Origin of the sequence: Jannaschia sp. M317 (genome assembly GCF_025141175.1) — a bacterium.
Lineage (GTDB): Bacteria > Pseudomonadota > Alphaproteobacteria > Rhodobacterales > Rhodobacteraceae > Jannaschia.
In genome coordinates, this window is the sequence record NZ_CP081155.1 from 546,885 (window position 1) to 562,556 (window position 15,672).

Consider the following 15,672-nt stretch of genomic DNA (forward strand, 5'->3'; position numbering starts at 1 on the left):
AAACCCCCATCCAAACCCCGGCAGGCTTGCCTATCCGGGGCCCTGAGGGAAGAGAGCGATTGCAATCGGTCTTGGGGCGTGGCCGTCAGACCATGCGGATGACCTTGGGGTCCAGCGCAAGGACATATCCTTGCCGCGTGATGTTTCGGATCAGCAGATGCGTCACGATCTGATTGCCCAGCGCATCGCGCAGCCGCTTGATCCGGGTGGCCCCGGCCGCCTCGTCGCAGTCGGCCTCGTGCTTGCCGGAAATCATCGCCTCGATCTGCGCGCCGGTAAGCATGTCACCGTCCAGCCGCGCCTCGGCCAGGACGCTCAGCGTCTCCATCGCCGCTTCGGTCAGCTTCAACTCGATATCGTTGAGCATCACGGCATTTTCGGCACGGGCCAGGACCAATGACGTCACCTGTATGCCCGACCGCTGAATCTCGCCCATGCGGCGGTTCAACATCACCATGGCCAGCAACAGAACGACGCAGGCGATCAGCAGGGCCGTCGCAAAGACCAGCAGAACAAAGATGATCACACGGTAGCTGCCAAGCACCTCGGAAAAGGCAGTGCCCGACTGGGCCAGAACCTCCAGCAGGCCAATCTCGGCCGGGGTGGTCAGGTCGCTTTCGACAAACAACTGTTCCACCCGCGCGTTGAAGGCGTTGGCGTCCGGCAGGGTCGCGAACAGGAACACCGCCGCCGCCAGCAGGATGACGACGATGGCCCCGATGCCAATGGCAACGATACGGGCCGAGGCGGCGCGGGTCTCAGTAACGGAGGAAGTAGGGGCCTGCACTGGCTCTCCTCTGATCTAGGCCTTCGGGACCGAAGACCGAGACGATATTCAGCAATTGCCACCCGTCCTGCAACCGCTCGGCGATCAAACCTGCGGCTGCCTGCGGGTTGCAGGCGCTGTCGGGCAGTTCGGCGACGCCGTAATGCAGGCGCAAGGGGTCGTCCTGCTTGGCCTTGTAGTCGGCGTAGCAGGCCGCGTTGGCGGTGCCGGCGCTGATGCCCAGCGCAAACAGAAGCGGGATGAGGCGTATCATGACCCGACTGTGGGCGAGGTCGGGGCCGCAGGCAATAACAGCAAGGCGGATATGCCATGGCAAACCGGCGTTATTGAGGCGCAACGGCAACGGGTCCGACCCTTGGGGGTATCCGAAACCCAAGCCGGAGATGTTCCATGTTCCTCGCCCCTATCAAGCCCATCCTCGCCGCCGTCCTGTCGCTGGCGCTGGCCCTGCCGCTTACAACAACACCCGCCAACGCGGAGCTGAGCGGCCGCGAAGCCGCACAGCTCCTGGGTGGCCTCGCCTCGATCTACATCCTGAAGGAAGCGCTGGATGATCGTCGCGACCGTCGTCAGGTGCAACACGCGCCGCGCAGGACAGACCCCTTGCATCGCCACCGGGATGGCACACGCCATTCCCACGGCGGCCCCGCCAGTCACCGCCATGATCGGGGGTACGATCGCGGGCAGGCCCATGACCGGGGACAAAGACGCCTGCACCGCACGGTGCCAGACACCTGCCTGGCCCGGTTCGAGACGCGCAATGGCCCGATCCGCGCCTTCGGCCAGCGCTGCCTGAGCCGCCACACGATCCAGCCGCACACGCTGCCGGCGCAATGCCTGCGCGAGGTCCGGACCGATCGGGGCTGGCGCAAGATCTATCGCCCGCGCTGTCTCAACCGCCATGGCTGGACGATCCGCGCGGCCCGACACTGATCGGTGTCATGCGATAACAGCGCGGCAAAGTTGGCCCTTGCCGCGCAGACCCCCACCTTGACCGCACCCGACAGGAGACATGCCATGACCCGCTTCCTCGCCCTGATCCTCTGTGCACTACTCACTCTGCCGTTTTCTTCCGGGCCTGCACGGGCCGATCTGGATGGGGACGATGCAGTCAGGATACTCGGGGGGCTGGCCGCGCTCTATCTCCTCAAGGAGGCGTTGGAGCGCGATCAGACCCGCAGCGAACGCGCGCGCCCTCCGGTCCGCAGCCAACCGCGCGGCACCTATGACCACATTCATGCCGACGGCAGCGGCGGTGGCGGATGGCACAGCCATCCGGTCGGCAGCCCTCATGCGGCCGCAGCCCACCCGGCGCGCCCCCTGCCCGTCCCAGCCCCGGTCCAGGTCACCCGCCTGCCAGCCCCCTACGAGGCCCCGCGCGACCGGGTGGATGTTCGCCTGATCCCGTCGCAGTGCCGCGCCGCCCTGCCCAATGCCATCGAAGTCATCGAGGGGCATGACGCGACCTGCATGCAGAACGCTGTCGTCCTGCCCGGGTCCCTGCCGCCGCAATGCCTGCGCCGGGCCGGCGGTCGTGCCCTCTATGAGGACCGTTGCCTGCGCGCGGAGGGATGGAGCCCGCGCACCGCCCGCAATTGACGCGACGGGCACGGGACGACAGGTGTCTGCCATGTCACGCACACCGCCCCCTGCCCCCGACCTTCGCTTCGAAACCGCCGCATCCGCACAGGGGGCCCGGATCATCGCGGGCGTCGACGAGGTGGGGCGCGGGCCCTGGGCCGGGCCGGTCGTGGCCTGTGCCGCGGTCCTGCGCGGCCCCGCGCCTGCGGGCCTCAACGACAGCAAGAAGCTGACGGCCAAGCGCCGCGAAGCCCTGGTGCCTCTGTTGCAGGCCTGTTGCGACGTGGGCTTCGGCGAGGCCAGCGTGGAGGAGATCGACCGCCTCAACATCCGCCAGGCGACCCATCTGGCCATGCGCCGCGCGGTTGAGTCCTTGCCGCAACAGCCCGATCATTTGTTGATTGACGGAAACGACTGCCCCGCCTGGGTGATTTGCCCCCGAGATGTGATCAAAGGTGGCGATGGGCGGTCATTGTCCATCGCGGCAGCATCGGTTCTGGCCAAAACAAGGCGGGATCAAGGCATGGTGGCCCTGGCGCAACAATTCCCCGGCTACGGCTGGGAACGAAACGCGGGCTACGGCACGGCGGCCCATCAAGAAGGTCTTCGCATCCTTGGCGTGACACAACATCATCGGCGGTCCTTTGCCCCCATACGCAAGATGTTGTGTCCGTAGCCCTGCCCCAATTCTGACACAGCCACCCTGTGGACCATTAACTAACAGCCCGTCATCTTGGCCTCATAACAACAAGACGACCCCAAAGAGGGCGTCAATGAGGCGACAGACATGGCAAGATCTACCCCGGAGGCGCAGGCGCTTCCGCTCGATACAATATTGTCCGGCGACTGCGTGGCAGCGATGGACGCCCTCCCCGAAAACTCGGTCGATCTGATCTTTGCCGATCCGCCCTATAACCTGCAGCTCAAGGGCGATCTGCACCGTCCCGACAATTCCGCCGTGGACGCCGTCAACGACCACTGGGACCAGTTCGACAGCTTTGCCGCCTATGATCAGTTCACCCGTGACTGGCTGCGCGCCGCCCGGAGGATTCTGAAGCCCGACGGCGCGATCTGGGTCATCGGCAGCTATCACAACGTGTTCCGCGTGGGTGCATCGTTGCAGGACGCAGGCTACTGGATTCTCAACGATGTGGTTTGGCGCAAGACCAACCCGATGCCGAATTTTCGCGGCAAACGGCTGACCAATGCCCACGAGACGATGATCTGGGCCTCGAAGTCGGAAAAATCGAAATACACCTTCAACTACGAGGCGATGAAGGCCCTGAACGAAGGCGTGCAAATGCGGTCTGACTGGACGTTCCCGATCTGCACCGGGCACGAACGGCTCAAGAACGAGCGCGGCGAAAAGGCCCATCCGACCCAAAAGCCAGAGGCGCTCCTGCACCGTGTGCTTCTGCAATCGACCAACCCCGGCGATGTGGTGCTGGACCCGTTCTTCGGCACCGGTACGACGGGTGCCGTCGCCAAGATGATGGGACGCCACTTCATCGGCATCGAGCGCGAGGCCGAGTATCGCGACCTGGCCGCCGCGCGCATTGCCGACGTCCGCCCCTATGAAAAAGCCGCGCTGGAGGTCACGACCTCCAAACGGGCCGAACCCCGCGTGCCCTTTGGCACCCTGGTCGAACGCGGCATGCTGCGCCCCGGAGAAGAGCTGTTGTCCGGCAACGGTCGGCATCGCGCCAAGGTCCGCGCCGATGGCACGCTTGCCGGCAAGGACGTGAAAGGTTCGATCCACCAGGTCGGGGCGGCCTATGAGGGCGCGCCCAGCTGCAATGGCTGGACCTACTGGCACTTCAAACGTGAAGGCAAACGCGTGCCGATCGACATGCTGCGCCAGCAGATCCGCGACGAGATGGCCGGCAAGCGCCTGAGCTAGCGAACACCAACAACAAGTTACCGCCTGCACCTGCTGTCCAATGTCCGGCGGGTGCAACTTAAACCCCTGTTCCCGCCTGTCGGGTTCAGGGGTTCTTTTTTACGCGGGACCGGATCAGGAAACCGGATGCCGCAAACGAAAAACGCGCCCCGGGGGGCGCGCTTTCCTAGTAGGTAGATCCGGCTGAATTCAGTCGGAAGCCACAGCAGCGGCCAGCAGAACCAGCGCCAGCAGCGGAACCAGGATGCCACCGGCGGAGGACGAGGTGTCCTCGACGATGACGACCGGCTCAACCGGGGCGGGCGCGATGTTGCCAGCGAAAGCAGTGGTAGCAGCGACCGACAGAGCGGCGGCGAGTGCGAGTTTCTTCATAGGATATCCTCCAAGATACGCCATCGGTGAGGCGACAGTTGCCACACCATATGGCACCCAAGACTGTACCTCGTCTGACTCGTTAAACAGGTCAGGCAAGGCTTTGCAATGTTAAGTCAAACGGTCATTCGAGCAGGCTACCGAGTGCCGTCAAATAAGCAACACCTGCGTGCCGACCTTTGTCATGTCAAACACTTCGGCGATATGCTCATTGTAGAGGCCGATGCAGCCCGACGACGACCGGCGACCGATCTTGCGCGTGTCGTGGGTGCCGTGAATCCGGTAATACGTCCACCCGAGGTACAACGCGTGGGATCCAAGCGGGTTGTCCGGCCCCGGACCGATGACCGTGGGCCACTCCGGATTGCGGCGCAGCATGTTGGGCGTCGGCCGCCAGGACGGACCGACCACCTTCTGGACGATCCGCGTGCGACCGCGCCGCGTCAGATCCTCGGACTGCGGAACAGATGACGGATACAGGTGATGCGTGCCGTCTTCTTGCCAAAGGTGCAGGGCGCGGCTGTCGATATCGACCAGAATCGCCCCGTTGCGCAGGCTGTCGAAATGCGGTTCCCACTGCATCCGACGGAAGGCCGAGATGTTGTGACGGGTCGTCGCCGAAATCTCGGATCGGTTCTGAACCGTATCCGGCAATTGTTGCGACAACGCCGGCGTCGCCAGAACAGCCGACGCGGCGGCACCGGTCGCAAGAAAGGACCGGCGGCTGATGTGTATCTTTAATCGAGCCATAGAAAATCTCCCTTTCGACGTTCCGGAGTCCCGCGGAACCGGACTGACGTCTGAGACAAGCGGTTGCAGGTTGAATGGCATGATCGGGAAAAGCAACACCACCCCTGGTGGACCGGCGGTACCTTGCAGTTACATTTCTGTCATCACGAGGATTTGCGTCGCGACCCGCTCCGCGCTAGGTCCAAGGAAACAATGCTTGGAAGACCTGCACAATGAACCGTCGTTACGCCCTGACTCTGCTGGCTGGCACGGCGCTTGCCGCCTGCGCACCGCCGCCGCCCACCCTTGGCCCCGACGGCAGACCCTTGCCGAAACTCTATCGTATTTCCGGGACCGACGCCCGGCGCATCCCATTCCGGGCGCTCGACGCCATCAACGCTCTGCGTCAGGGGGCCGGGCTCAGCACGCTGGAGCTGAGCGCCGCGCTGAACGCCGCCGCCGAGACGCATTCCCGCGACATGTCCCTGCAAAACCGCCCCTGGCATTTTGGATCCGACGGATCCTCGCCGATCGACCGCACCCGGCGCGTCGGGTTCAGCGGAGAATTCCTGGGCGAAGCCATTTCCGAGACCTTCGAAAGCGAACTGGAAACCATCGCGGCCTGGATGCAGGAACCCGGTCCCCGCCGCGTGATTCTGGACCCGGATGCCCGTCGCATGGGCTTTGCCTTCTTTCAGGAACCGAACGGCAAGATCTGGTACACGCTCGACGTCGGCACCTGATCTGATCTTCGAACACGACTGTGCGCCCCGAACTTCATCGGCGCGCACCTGTTTTGTCGGAAACCGAAGGCGTCAGGCGTAGATGTCGACCGGGACGCCGTTCTGCACCATCGCATAGACCTGCTGCATTTCGTGGTTCGTGACGGCCACGCAACCCGCGGTCCAATCGTGATGCGGGTCGCGTTTTTCCGGACCCCAACCATGAATGAAGATGTCGCCACCCGGGTTCTTGCCCTTGGCCGCCGCAAAGGCGCGGTCACGGGCGTTGGGATAGTCGATCCCGACCGATAGAAAGAAGCTGCTTTCGGGATTGCGGCGATTGATGTGGTATCGTCCTTCGGGCGTCTTGCCGTCGCCATAGAACTGCTTGTGACCCTCGGCGGTAAAGCCCAGTTGCACGCGGTAATGTTCCAACACACTGGTGTTGTGGATCAGGAACATTCGCCGGTGTTCCTTGTGGACCTCGATCTTCGTGACCTCCGGCCCGCGATAGGGAACGAATTTCTGCCCGCATGCGCCGAGCAGAGAAAGGCCGCCGGCGATGGCTGCCCGTCGAGTAAATCTATGCATGACCTGTTGACCTGATTTTTTTTGGTTCACTGTCCGAACCCAAGCATACCAGATTCGCGCAATTAAAAAAATATCCCTGTTACGACGAATTTTCCTCATGTCGTAGCAATACCGCAAGGCCGGAGCGGTAGTCCTTGTGGATCAGAGAGATGCCAAGGTCGCGCTTGATCCGGTCGTTTCGCACTTTCTTGGATTCGGCATAGAAACTGCGGGCCATGGGCGTCATTTCAGCCGTTGCGAAATCTTCGACCGGTGGCAGCGGCATCCCCAACAGCATTGCCGCATGGGCGATGACATCCTCCGGCGGGGCCGGATCGTCGTCGCAAAGGTTGTAGACAGCGCCCTGATCGGGACGCGCGATCGACGCTGCCAACACCTGAGCGATGTCGTCCACATGGATCCGGCTGAACACCTGCCCCGGTTTGACGATCCGCCGCGCCGTGCCCGCGCGCACCTTGGCAAAGGGTCCGCGTCCCGGTCCGTAGATCCCGGCCAGCCGGAACACATGCAAGGCCGCGCCGGTGTGCTCTGCCAGTTTGTGCCACGCCGCCTCTGCGGTCACGCGCAGTTGCCCGCGCCGCGTGGCGGGGGTCAGAGGCGTGTCCTCATCGACCCAGCCCCCGCCGTGGTCGCCGTAGACGCCGGTCGTCGACAGATAGCCGACCCACTGTCCGGGCCGAAGACCCGTGCGCAGCGCCGCGTCATAGGCCGCCAGTACCGGGTCCCCCTCCGGCCCGGGCCCGGCAGAGACCAGAATATGCGTCGCGCGCGCCAGTGCGTCGTCGATATCTGCCCCGAACAAGACAGGCGTCACCCCCTCGTCGCGCAACGCGTCTGCCTTTTCCTGGGTGCGGGTGGTTCCGATCACCTCCCACCCGCCCGCGAGCAACTGGGGCGTCAGCGCCCGCGCCGAATAGCCATGCCCGAAACTCAACAGAACCGACATCAGAGCCTCTCTACCGCCCAGCGGGCCGCATCCGCCACCGCCGCATCCGCGTCTTCACACAAGTCCTGCACCACCGGTTTCAGCGCCGCCAGACCCGAATTGCCGATGGCATAGCACACATTCCGGATCATCCGATCCCGCCCGATCCGCTTGATCGGTGACCCGGAAAAACGCGCCCGGAACCCGGTATCGTCAAGCCGCGCCAGATCCGCCAGATCCGGCGCGCGATGCGGCCCGTGATAGCGCATGTCCGAGGCCGTGACGGCGAACTTGTTCCACGGACAGACCGCAAGGCAGTCGTCGCATCCATAGATCCGGTTGCCCAGTCCCGGCCGCAGCGCAGGATCGACGGGCCCCCGGTGCTCGATCGTCAGATAGGAAATGCAGCGCCGTGCATCCAGTTGGAACGGGGCCGGAAAGGCATCGGTCGGACAGACATCCAGACAGCGCCGGCACGATCCGCAATGCTCCGCCTCAGGGGAATCCGGTGCCAAGGCCTCGGTTGCAAAGATCGCCCCGAGGAAGACCCAGTTTCCAAAGTCCCGCGACAAGAGGTTCGTGTGCTTGCCCTGCCAGCCGATCCCGGCGGCCTGGGCCAAGGGTTTTTCCATCACCGGCGCGGTATCGACAAAAACCTTCACCTCGCAACCCGTCTCGGCCACCATCCAACGCGCGACGCGCTTCAGCGCCTTCTTGACCACGTCGTGATAGTCCCGCCCCTGGGCATAGACGCTGACCGCGCCCTTTGCCCCGTCCTTCAGGTCGGTCAGGGGATCATGATCTGGCGCATAGGAATGAGCCAGCATCACGACCGAGCGTGCGTCGGGCCAAAGCGCGGCGGCACTGCCGCGCCAGCCCTCCCGCTCGGCCATCCAACCCATCTGCCCGTGCCGCCCTGCCTCCAGAAAACTCCGCAGGCGCGCCGCGCTCTCCGGTGCCGCGTCAGGACGGCAGACCCCCATGGACACGAACCCCGCGTCCAACGCCTCCGCCCGCAACCGCGCCTTCAGCCCGTCCAAAAGCAACCCGGCGTCAAAGGAAACGCACACCCCCGTGCATCAGGGGGCGTCAAATACCCACCCCAGGCACGACGCACATGCCAAGGCGCAGACCTCAAAAATCCAGGTCCGCATAGTGGGGCGCGGGCCGGAATCCGGGCACCACATCCGCCAGGATCGACCGAAAGGCCGGCCGCGATTTGATCTTGGCGTACCAGTCCCGCACGCCTGCGTTCCGGTTCCAATCCACGTCCGAGCTGTAGTCGAGACAGGACAGATGCGCCGCTGCGGCGAAATCCGCCAGCGTCATGTCAGGTCCCGCCAGCCAGCGCCGCTGGTCCAGCAGCCAGCCCATGTAATCCAGATGGAACTTGATCGCCTTCACGCCCGATTTGACGTTGGTCCCGTCGGGATACCCCTGCCGCGTCAGCTTCTTGTTGATCCGCTCATAGACCAGCTTGGACGTCACCTCGGCGTGGAACTTGTCATCGAACCAGGCCACCAGACGGCGCACCTCGGCCCGCTTCTCCGGGTCACGCGGCATCAGCGGCGGCTCGGGCATGGTTTCCTCGATGTATTCGCAGATCGCCTGACTGTCCGACAGGATCAGCCGGTCCATCCGCAACACGGGCACCTTGCCCGCCGGGTTCATCCGCAGGAACTCCGACCCGGCTTCCCAATAGGGCAACGGCTCCAGCACGACTTCCATCTTCTTTTCGGCAAGCGTCAGCCGCACCTTGCGGCAGAACGGAGAGAGCGCGAAGTGATAGAGTTGGATCATGGCCCCGGAATGCCCCGTGGCGCGGGCGGTTTCAATCCTCGAAACAAGCGGCGCGGCCGTCGGCGCGGATCGTTGCCGCTCCGTCAGCGACGGAATTGGCCCGCCGCGACAGAAACGAGGTCGGCGCGGCCGCGTCCCGTTCTTTCGGGTTCGGCAACACCGTCGCCAGCAGACCCGCCTGCCGCGCAGTCACCGCCGAGGCCCCGCGCCCGAAATAGTTCCGTGCCGCCATTTCGACACCGAACACGCCCTCGTCGAATTCGGCGATGTTCAGATAGACTTCCAGAATGCGCCGTTTGGGCCAGAATAGCTCCATCAACGGCGTCAGCCCCGCCTCCAACGCCTTGCGCGGCCACGACCGCCCCTGCCAAAGAAAGGCGTTCTTCACGACCTGCTGACTGATGGTAGAGGCGCCCCGGTTCGCGCCCGCTTCGATCGCCTCGCGAATGGCATCGACATCGAATCCCCAATGCAGACAGAAATTCGCATCTTCGGCGGCCACCGCGGCCCGCGGCAGAACCTCGGCCATGGTATCGATATCGACCCAGACCCGCTCCACCCCGCCCAAACGCGCGCTTTCCGACCAGATGTAGGGCGTGGTTGGCGGGTCGATCCAACGATAGGACGCGACCCAAAGCACCAGCAGCGCCACGAGAACAAGCCCCGCACGCAGCATCAGCCGCACGGCCCGGCGCAGGCCACCCGTCACGCGCGCCCGCAGGCCCGCCGCTTTTGTTTTCTTTCTGCTCGCCCGCTTCGCCATGCATCCACCAAACGGCGATTGGCCTCCGGGTCAAGACCGGGTGCTGCCTGCGCGCCCAGGCGCGCGGGAATCGTCACACGGCTGGAACAGGTGCCCCGGATCTTCTCCAGCCGCACAGACCTGCAACCGGTCCCGCGACAGCGCGCGTCGGGCGAGGGCAGGCAGCGCCTGTCCGAGCCCGACGCGGCCCTTCATTCCGCCGGGATCGCCCCTGCTTCTTCGGACAGGGGAACCGGGATGTGGATCAGCATTTCCTTCGGGCAAACCTGCAGGAAGTTGCCGACCTCCGCCTCCCAATCCGACAGGATCAGGCGGGCCTTTCGGGATCCGGTTTCGGCGGCGTGACGCTCCACCAGGGCGCGCAGCTGCGCTTCCCAATGGGCGACGGTCACGGGACAGGTCACCAGCGTTTCCATGTTCATCACCGGCGGGGCCTTGCCTTCCGGATCATAGAGATACGCCATCCCGCCGGTCATGCCGGCGCCAAAGTTGGCCCCGATGCTGCCCAGGATCACGGCCACGCCGCCGGTCATGTATTCACAGCCGTTCGACCCGCAGCCCTCGATCACCACCGACGCGCCCGAGTTGCGCACCGCGAACCGTTCTCCCGCGCGGCCAGCCGCGAACAGAAACCCGTCGGTGGCCCCGTAAAGCACCGTGTTGCCGATGATGGTGTTTTCATCCGCCTTCAGAGGCGAATCCATCGTCGGTCGCACCACGACCGTGCCGCCCGACAGGCCCTTGCCCACATAGTCGTTGGCATCGCCCGACACTTCGATCTTCAAGCCCGGTGCCGCAAAGGCCCCCAGCGATTGCCCGGCGGACCCCTGCAGCTTCACCGTCAGGTGGTCGGGTTGCAGGCCATTGCGCATGCCGAACTGCGACACGATATGCGACGAGGTCCGCGTGCCCACGGTCCGCAGGGTGTTCTGCACCGCATAGGACAGCTGCATCTTTTCGCCGTCATTGAGGAAACGGGCTGCGTCCTTGACGATCTGCGCATCCAGCGTGTCGGGCACGGCATTGCGCGGCTTGGTGCGATCATAGGTGATCTTGTCCGCACCATCGACGGTGATCAGCAACGGGTTCAGGTCCAGATCGTCCAGATGGGCCGATCCGCGCGACACCTGCGTCAGCAGGTCTGCGCGCCCGATCACCTCATCCAGCGACCGCGCGCCGATCTCGGCCAGGATTTCGCGAACCTCCTGCGCGTAGAATGTGATGAGGTTCACGACCTTGTCCGCCGTGCCCGTGAACTTGGCGCGCAGCGCCTCGTCCTGGGTGCAGACGCCGACGGGGCAGGTGTTCGACTGACACTGCCGCACCATGATGCAGCCCATCGAAATCAGCGCGGCGGTGCCGATGCCGTATTCCTCGGCCCCCATCATCGCGGCCATGACGATGTCGCGCCCGGTCCGCAGGCCGCCATCGGTGCGCAGGGTCACGCGTTCGCGCAACTTGTTCATCGCCAGAACCTGATGCGCCTCGGTCAGGCCCATCTCCCACGGCAGACCCGCGTATTTGATCGACGTCGCGGGCGATGCGCCGGTGCCGCCGTTGTGCCCAGAGATCAGGATGACGTCGGCCTTGGCCTTGGCCACGCCGGCGGCAATCGTACCCACGCCCGAGCTTGCCACCAACTTCACCGTCACCTTGCAGCGCGGGTTGATCTGCTTGAGGTCGTAGATCAGCTGCGCCAGGTCCTCGATCGAATAGATGTCGTGGTGCGGCGGGGGCGAGATCAGCGTCACGCCCTTGGTCGAATGCCGCAGCCGCGCGATCAGGTCGGTGACCTTCATGCCGGGCAACTGTCCACCTTCGCCGGGCTTGGCGCCCTGCGCGACCTTGATTTCCAACTCTTCGCAGTGGTTGAGGTATTCGGCGGTCACACCGAAGCGCCCCGACGCCACCTGCTTGATCTTGGCCGACGGGTTGTCGCCGTTCGGCTCGGGCACGAAATGCGCGGGATCTTCGCCGCCCTCACCGGAATCGGACTTTGCCCCGATCCGGTTCATCGCCACGTTGAGCAGTTTGTGCGCCTCAGGCGACAGCGCGCCCAGCGACATCCCAGGCGTCACGAACCGCTTGCGGATCGCGGTGATGCTCTCGACCTCTTCCAACGGCACCGGCTTGCCCAGCGGCTTGACCGCCAGCAGGTCGCGCAGGTGGATCGGCTGGTTGGCGCGGATCGCGTGGCTGAACTGCTTCCAGATCTCATAGGATCCGCGGTCGCAGGCGGCCTGCAGCATGTGCATGGTCTGCGCTTCCCAGGCGTGCTTTTCGCCAGAACGGCGCGCCTTGTAGAAGCCGCCGATCGGCAGGACGTTGGACGTGGACGACAGCCAGCCGCGGGCGTGGACCTCCTCCACCTTCCTTTGCAGGCCATTGGTGCCGATGCCGGAAATCCGGCTCAGCATTCCGGGGAAGTAATCCGCGACCATGGCGCGCGACAGGCCCACCGCCTCGAAGTTGAGACCCCCGCGATAGGAGGAAATCACCGAGATCCCCATCTTCGCCATGATCTTCAACAAACCCGCGTCGATGGCGGCGCGATACTTGGCGACGGCCTCGGTCAGGGTGCAATCCAGCAGCCCCTTTTCGATCCGGTCGGCCAGGCTGTCCTGCGCCAGATAGGCGTTCACCGTGGTGGCACCACAACCGACGAGCACCGCAAAGTAATGCGGGTCGATACATTCCGCCGACCGCACGTTCAGCGAACAGAACGTCCGCAGCCCCTTGCGCGTCAGCCAGGAATGCACCGCGCTGGTGGCCAGGATCATCGGCATCGGCACGCGGTCCTCGGACTGCATGCGGTCGGTCAGAACAAGATGCCCCGCGCCGGACCGGACGGCATCCTCGGCCTCGGCCCGGATCCGTTCCAGGTTGGCTTTCAGTTGCCCGGCTTCGCCACCGGCAGGGAAGGTGCAGTCGATGGTCACGACGGATTCGGCAAAATGCTCGAACATCGCCTGGAACTGGGCGTTGCCCACAAAGGGGCTGTCGAGCACCAGGATCTCGGTCTGGGACCCATCCTCGTCCAGCACGTTCTTGAGGTTCCCGAACCGCGTCTTCAGGCTCATCACCCGGAATTCGCGCAGACTATCGATGGGCGGGTTGGTCACCTGGCTGAACGCCTGCCGGAAGAAGTGCGACAGCGGGCGATACTTCTCGGACAGGACCGCCGAGGGCGTGTCATCACCCATGGACGCCAGCGTCTCTTTGCCGTCCTCGGCCATGGGGGCCAGGATCTGCTCCAGCTCCTCGATGGAATAGCCGGCGGCGATCTGCCGCTTGCGCAGTTCCTCGCCGTTGTGGATCGCCGTCTCGGAGACGCCGCCGGTCACCTGCTCCAGGTCGGTGATCCGCTCCACCCAGTCGCCGAACGGATGCGCGCCCGCCAGCTTGTTCTTCAACTCGGTGTCGTGGAACAGGCGGCCCTCCTTCATGTCGACCGCGATCATCTGGCCGGGGCCAAGCGCGCCCTTTTCGACCACGGTGCCCTCGTCGACGGGGACCATCCCCGCCTCGGATCCGGCAATCAGCAGGCCGTCACCGGTCACGGTATAGCGCATCGGGCGCAGGCCGTTGCGGTCCAGTCCGGCGCAGACCCAGCGCCCGTCGGTCATGGCCAGGGCAGCGGGGCCGTCCCACGGCTCCATCACGGCGTTGCAATAGGCATACATGTCGCGCCAGGCATCCGGCAGTTCAACCGCGGCCTGCGACCACGATTCGGGGACCAGCATCGTCTTGGCCATGGGCGCATTGCGCCCGGCGCGCACCAGCACCTCGAACACGGAATCAAGCGCGGCCGAATCCGACGACCCCTTTGGAATGATCGGCTTGATGTCCGCGGCGTTGTCCCCAAAGGCCGACGAGGCCATGCGGATCTCGTGGCTCTTCATCCAGTTGACGTTGCCCTTGAGCGTGTTGATCTCGCCGTTGTGCGCCAGCATGCGGAACGGCTGCGCCAACCACCACTGCGGGAAGGTGTTGGTGGAATAGCGCTGGTGATAGATCGCAAAGGCGCTCTCGAACCGCTCATCCTTGAGGTCGGGATAGAATTCCGCGACCTGCTCGGCCAGCATCATGCCCTTGTAGATGATCGACCGGCACGACAACGACGCCAGGTATAGGCCCGGAATCTGGGCTGCGATCGCGGCCTTTTCGATCCGGCGCCGGATCACGTAAAGATCGCGCTCAAAGGCTTCGTCGTCGACGCCCTTGACGTTGGAAATCAGGATCTGCTCGATCTCGGGCCGGGTGGCGTTGGCCTTTTCGCCCAGCACGTCGATGTTCACCGGCACATGCCGCCAGCCATAGATGTAATAGCCCATCCGCAGGACTTCCGTTTCCACGATCGTCCGGCAGGTTTCCTGCCCGCCGAAATCATTGCGCGGCAGGAACACCTGGCCCACGGCCAGCAATTGATCGGCGTGCGGCTCGTGCCCGGTGCGGCGGACCTGATCGTAGAAGAACTTGACCGGAATCTCGACGTGGATGCCCGCGCCGTCACCGGTCTTGCCGTCGGCATCCACCGCGCCCCGGTGCCAGATCGCCTTGAGCGCGTTGATCCCGGCCTCGACAACCTTGCGGGACTTGCGCCCGTTGATGTCCACGACCAGCCCGACCCCACAGGAGGAATGCTCGGATTCCTGGTGGTACAGGCTCGTGCCCTCCAGCTTGGTGCGCATCTCGACCTGCTGGCGTTCCCATTCGGTAAAATAGTGGGTCATGTCGATACTCCGTCAGGCCGCCGCATTGGCGTAGGTGTCATAGAGCGCGTCGATCCGGGGGTGATCGCCCCGGAGCGACGCGGAAATCACGTCTTTCAGAAGGCCCGCGTCCTTCAGGCTGCGGGCCAGATTGTGCCGCCCGCGCGGCCAGACCCGCCGGTACAGGCGCGGGTGAACCGGCAGCCGGTCCAGATGCGCCACGTCCTGCGGCGCGTTGGACCCGGCGTGGGCCAGGTATTCGGTTTTCGTCCCGGCAATCGTGTCACCGATGCAGGGCACGGGCAGCGGTCCCCAGACGGTCGCGACGTCCGGCCAACGCACATCGTCCAGCAGATGTTTGTCCATCGTGACCTGAGGCGCAAAGGCGACCGCGCGCCGCACCTCCAGGTCGCGGGCCAGCAGCAATGCGCCATACCCACCCATGGAATTGCCAAGGCTCAGCACCTCGTCCACCCGTTCCGCGTCGCAGACATCCTCGACCATCTCGACAATCCGCGACCACAGGCCCGGGGCGGCGTACCAGGTCGCCCGACGGTCGGTCACGAACAGCACCTTGTTGGTCCCGCCCTCGGTCACCGAGCCCGCGAATTCGTCCAGCGATTCGCCGCCCACCGACAACTTCAACCCGGTGAAGACGACGACCAGACGCGACGACGACCCGGGCAACCAGCGGAGCGCCAGCGCCTCGTCGCGATAGATCGTCTGGATCGGCGTCATCATGCGGATCGCGGTCTTTCGGGTTCAGGTCAGCAAAACTGACGTTTCGGGA

The 15,672-nt window shown here is 64.5% G+C and carries 16 protein-coding genes; 5 read left to right on the forward strand and 11 right to left on the reverse strand.

What is annotated here, in order from left to right; translation table 11 throughout:
- Nucleotides 1-85 precede the first annotated feature (85 nt).
- Together K3551_RS02885 and K3551_RS02890 are read right to left on the reverse strand one after the other, a co-directional pair.
- On the reverse strand, nucleotides 86-787 hold the full coding sequence (locus tag K3551_RS02885) for a hypothetical protein (protein ID WP_259917525.1): 702 nt from the start codon (nucleotides 785-787) through the stop codon (nucleotides 86-88).
- A complete protein-coding gene (locus K3551_RS02890) occupies nucleotides 759-1,040 on the reverse strand; it encodes a hypothetical protein (protein WP_259917526.1) in 282 nt (93 codons plus the stop codon). Before K3551_RS02890 ends, K3551_RS02885 begins: the two co-directional genes overlap by 29 nt.
- Before the next feature lie 137 nt (nucleotides 1,041-1,177).
- On the opposite strand from K3551_RS02890, the gene K3551_RS02895 reads away from it, so the two are divergent.
- The 4 genes from K3551_RS02895 to K3551_RS02910 all read left to right on the forward strand — a co-directional run bounded on the left by K3551_RS02895 (nucleotide 1,178) and on the right by K3551_RS02910 (nucleotide 4,268).
- A complete protein-coding gene (locus tag K3551_RS02895) occupies nucleotides 1,178-1,720 on the forward strand; it encodes a hypothetical protein (RefSeq protein ID WP_259917527.1) in 543 nt (180 codons plus the stop codon).
- An 84-nt stretch (nucleotides 1,721-1,804) separates the two neighbouring features.
- Nucleotides 1,805-2,386, forward strand: a complete 582-nt coding sequence (locus K3551_RS02900) for a hypothetical protein (protein WP_259917529.1) — start codon at nucleotides 1,805-1,807, stop codon at nucleotides 2,384-2,386.
- A gap of 31 nt (nucleotides 2,387-2,417) precedes the next feature.
- Nucleotides 2,418-3,044, forward strand: coding sequence for a ribonuclease HII (locus K3551_RS02905; RefSeq protein ID WP_259917532.1), 627 nt, complete (start codon nucleotides 2,418-2,420; stop codon nucleotides 3,042-3,044).
- 111 nt (nucleotides 3,045-3,155) lie between these two features.
- Nucleotides 3,156-4,268, forward strand: coding sequence for a site-specific DNA-methyltransferase (locus tag K3551_RS02910; protein ID WP_259917534.1), 1,113 nt, complete (start codon nucleotides 3,156-3,158; stop codon nucleotides 4,266-4,268).
- Nucleotides 4,269-4,457: 189 nt separating this feature from the next.
- Here K3551_RS02910 and K3551_RS02915 read toward each other — a convergent pair whose 3' ends face one another.
- Together K3551_RS02915 and K3551_RS02920 are read right to left on the reverse strand one after the other, a co-directional pair.
- Nucleotides 4,458-4,640, reverse strand: a complete 183-nt coding sequence (locus K3551_RS02915; RefSeq protein WP_259917536.1) for a hypothetical protein — start codon at nucleotides 4,638-4,640, stop codon at nucleotides 4,458-4,460.
- 150 nt (nucleotides 4,641-4,790) lie between these two features.
- Complete coding sequence (locus K3551_RS02920) at nucleotides 4,791-5,390, reverse strand: L,D-transpeptidase family protein (protein ID WP_259917538.1); 600 nt, start codon at nucleotides 5,388-5,390, stop codon at nucleotides 4,791-4,793.
- A gap of 212 nt (nucleotides 5,391-5,602) precedes the next feature.
- Here K3551_RS02920 and K3551_RS02925 point away from each other — a divergent pair, with 212 nt between their 5' ends.
- Nucleotides 5,603-6,112: a CAP domain-containing protein gene (locus tag K3551_RS02925; RefSeq protein ID WP_259917539.1), complete on the forward strand. Its 510-nt coding sequence runs from the start codon at nucleotides 5,603-5,605 to the stop codon at nucleotides 6,110-6,112.
- Nucleotides 6,113-6,184: 72 nt separating this feature from the next.
- Here K3551_RS02925 and K3551_RS02930 read toward each other — a convergent pair whose 3' ends face one another.
- From K3551_RS02930 to K3551_RS02960, 7 genes are all read right to left on the reverse strand, one after another.
- On the reverse strand, nucleotides 6,185-6,553 hold the full coding sequence (locus K3551_RS02930; RefSeq protein ID WP_311199756.1) for a L,D-transpeptidase family protein: 369 nt from the start codon (nucleotides 6,551-6,553) through the stop codon (nucleotides 6,185-6,187).
- Between the two features lie 208 nt (nucleotides 6,554-6,761).
- The gene (locus K3551_RS02935; RefSeq protein ID WP_259917542.1) at nucleotides 6,762-7,628 is read right to left on the reverse strand and encodes an SDR family oxidoreductase; all 867 of its coding nucleotides are present in this window, start codon (nucleotides 7,626-7,628) and stop codon (nucleotides 6,762-6,764) included.
- Nucleotides 7,628-8,590, reverse strand: a complete 963-nt coding sequence (queG, locus tag K3551_RS02940) for a tRNA epoxyqueuosine(34) reductase QueG (RefSeq protein ID WP_259919437.1) — start codon at nucleotides 8,588-8,590, stop codon at nucleotides 7,628-7,630. Before queG ends, K3551_RS02935 begins: the two co-directional genes overlap by 1 nt.
- 151 nt (nucleotides 8,591-8,741) lie before the next feature.
- Nucleotides 8,742-9,407, reverse strand: coding sequence for a glutathione S-transferase family protein (locus K3551_RS02945; RefSeq protein WP_259917545.1), 666 nt, complete (start codon nucleotides 9,405-9,407; stop codon nucleotides 8,742-8,744).
- 31 nt (nucleotides 9,408-9,438) lie between these two features.
- Nucleotides 9,439-10,170 carry a monofunctional biosynthetic peptidoglycan transglycosylase gene (gene mtgA / locus K3551_RS02950; RefSeq protein WP_259917547.1) on the reverse strand — a complete coding sequence of 244 codons (732 nt, stop codon included), beginning with the start codon at nucleotides 10,168-10,170 and terminating at the stop codon, nucleotides 9,439-9,441.
- Between the two features lie 191 nt (nucleotides 10,171-10,361).
- Nucleotides 10,362-14,861, reverse strand: a complete 4,500-nt coding sequence (gene gltB, locus K3551_RS02955) for a glutamate synthase large subunit (RefSeq protein ID WP_259919440.1) — start codon at nucleotides 14,859-14,861, stop codon at nucleotides 10,362-10,364.
- A 54-nt stretch (nucleotides 14,862-14,915) separates the two neighbouring features.
- Nucleotides 14,916-15,623, reverse strand: a complete 708-nt coding sequence (locus K3551_RS02960; protein WP_259917548.1) for a hypothetical protein — start codon at nucleotides 15,621-15,623, stop codon at nucleotides 14,916-14,918.
- Between the last annotated feature and the right edge of the window lie 49 nt (nucleotides 15,624-15,672).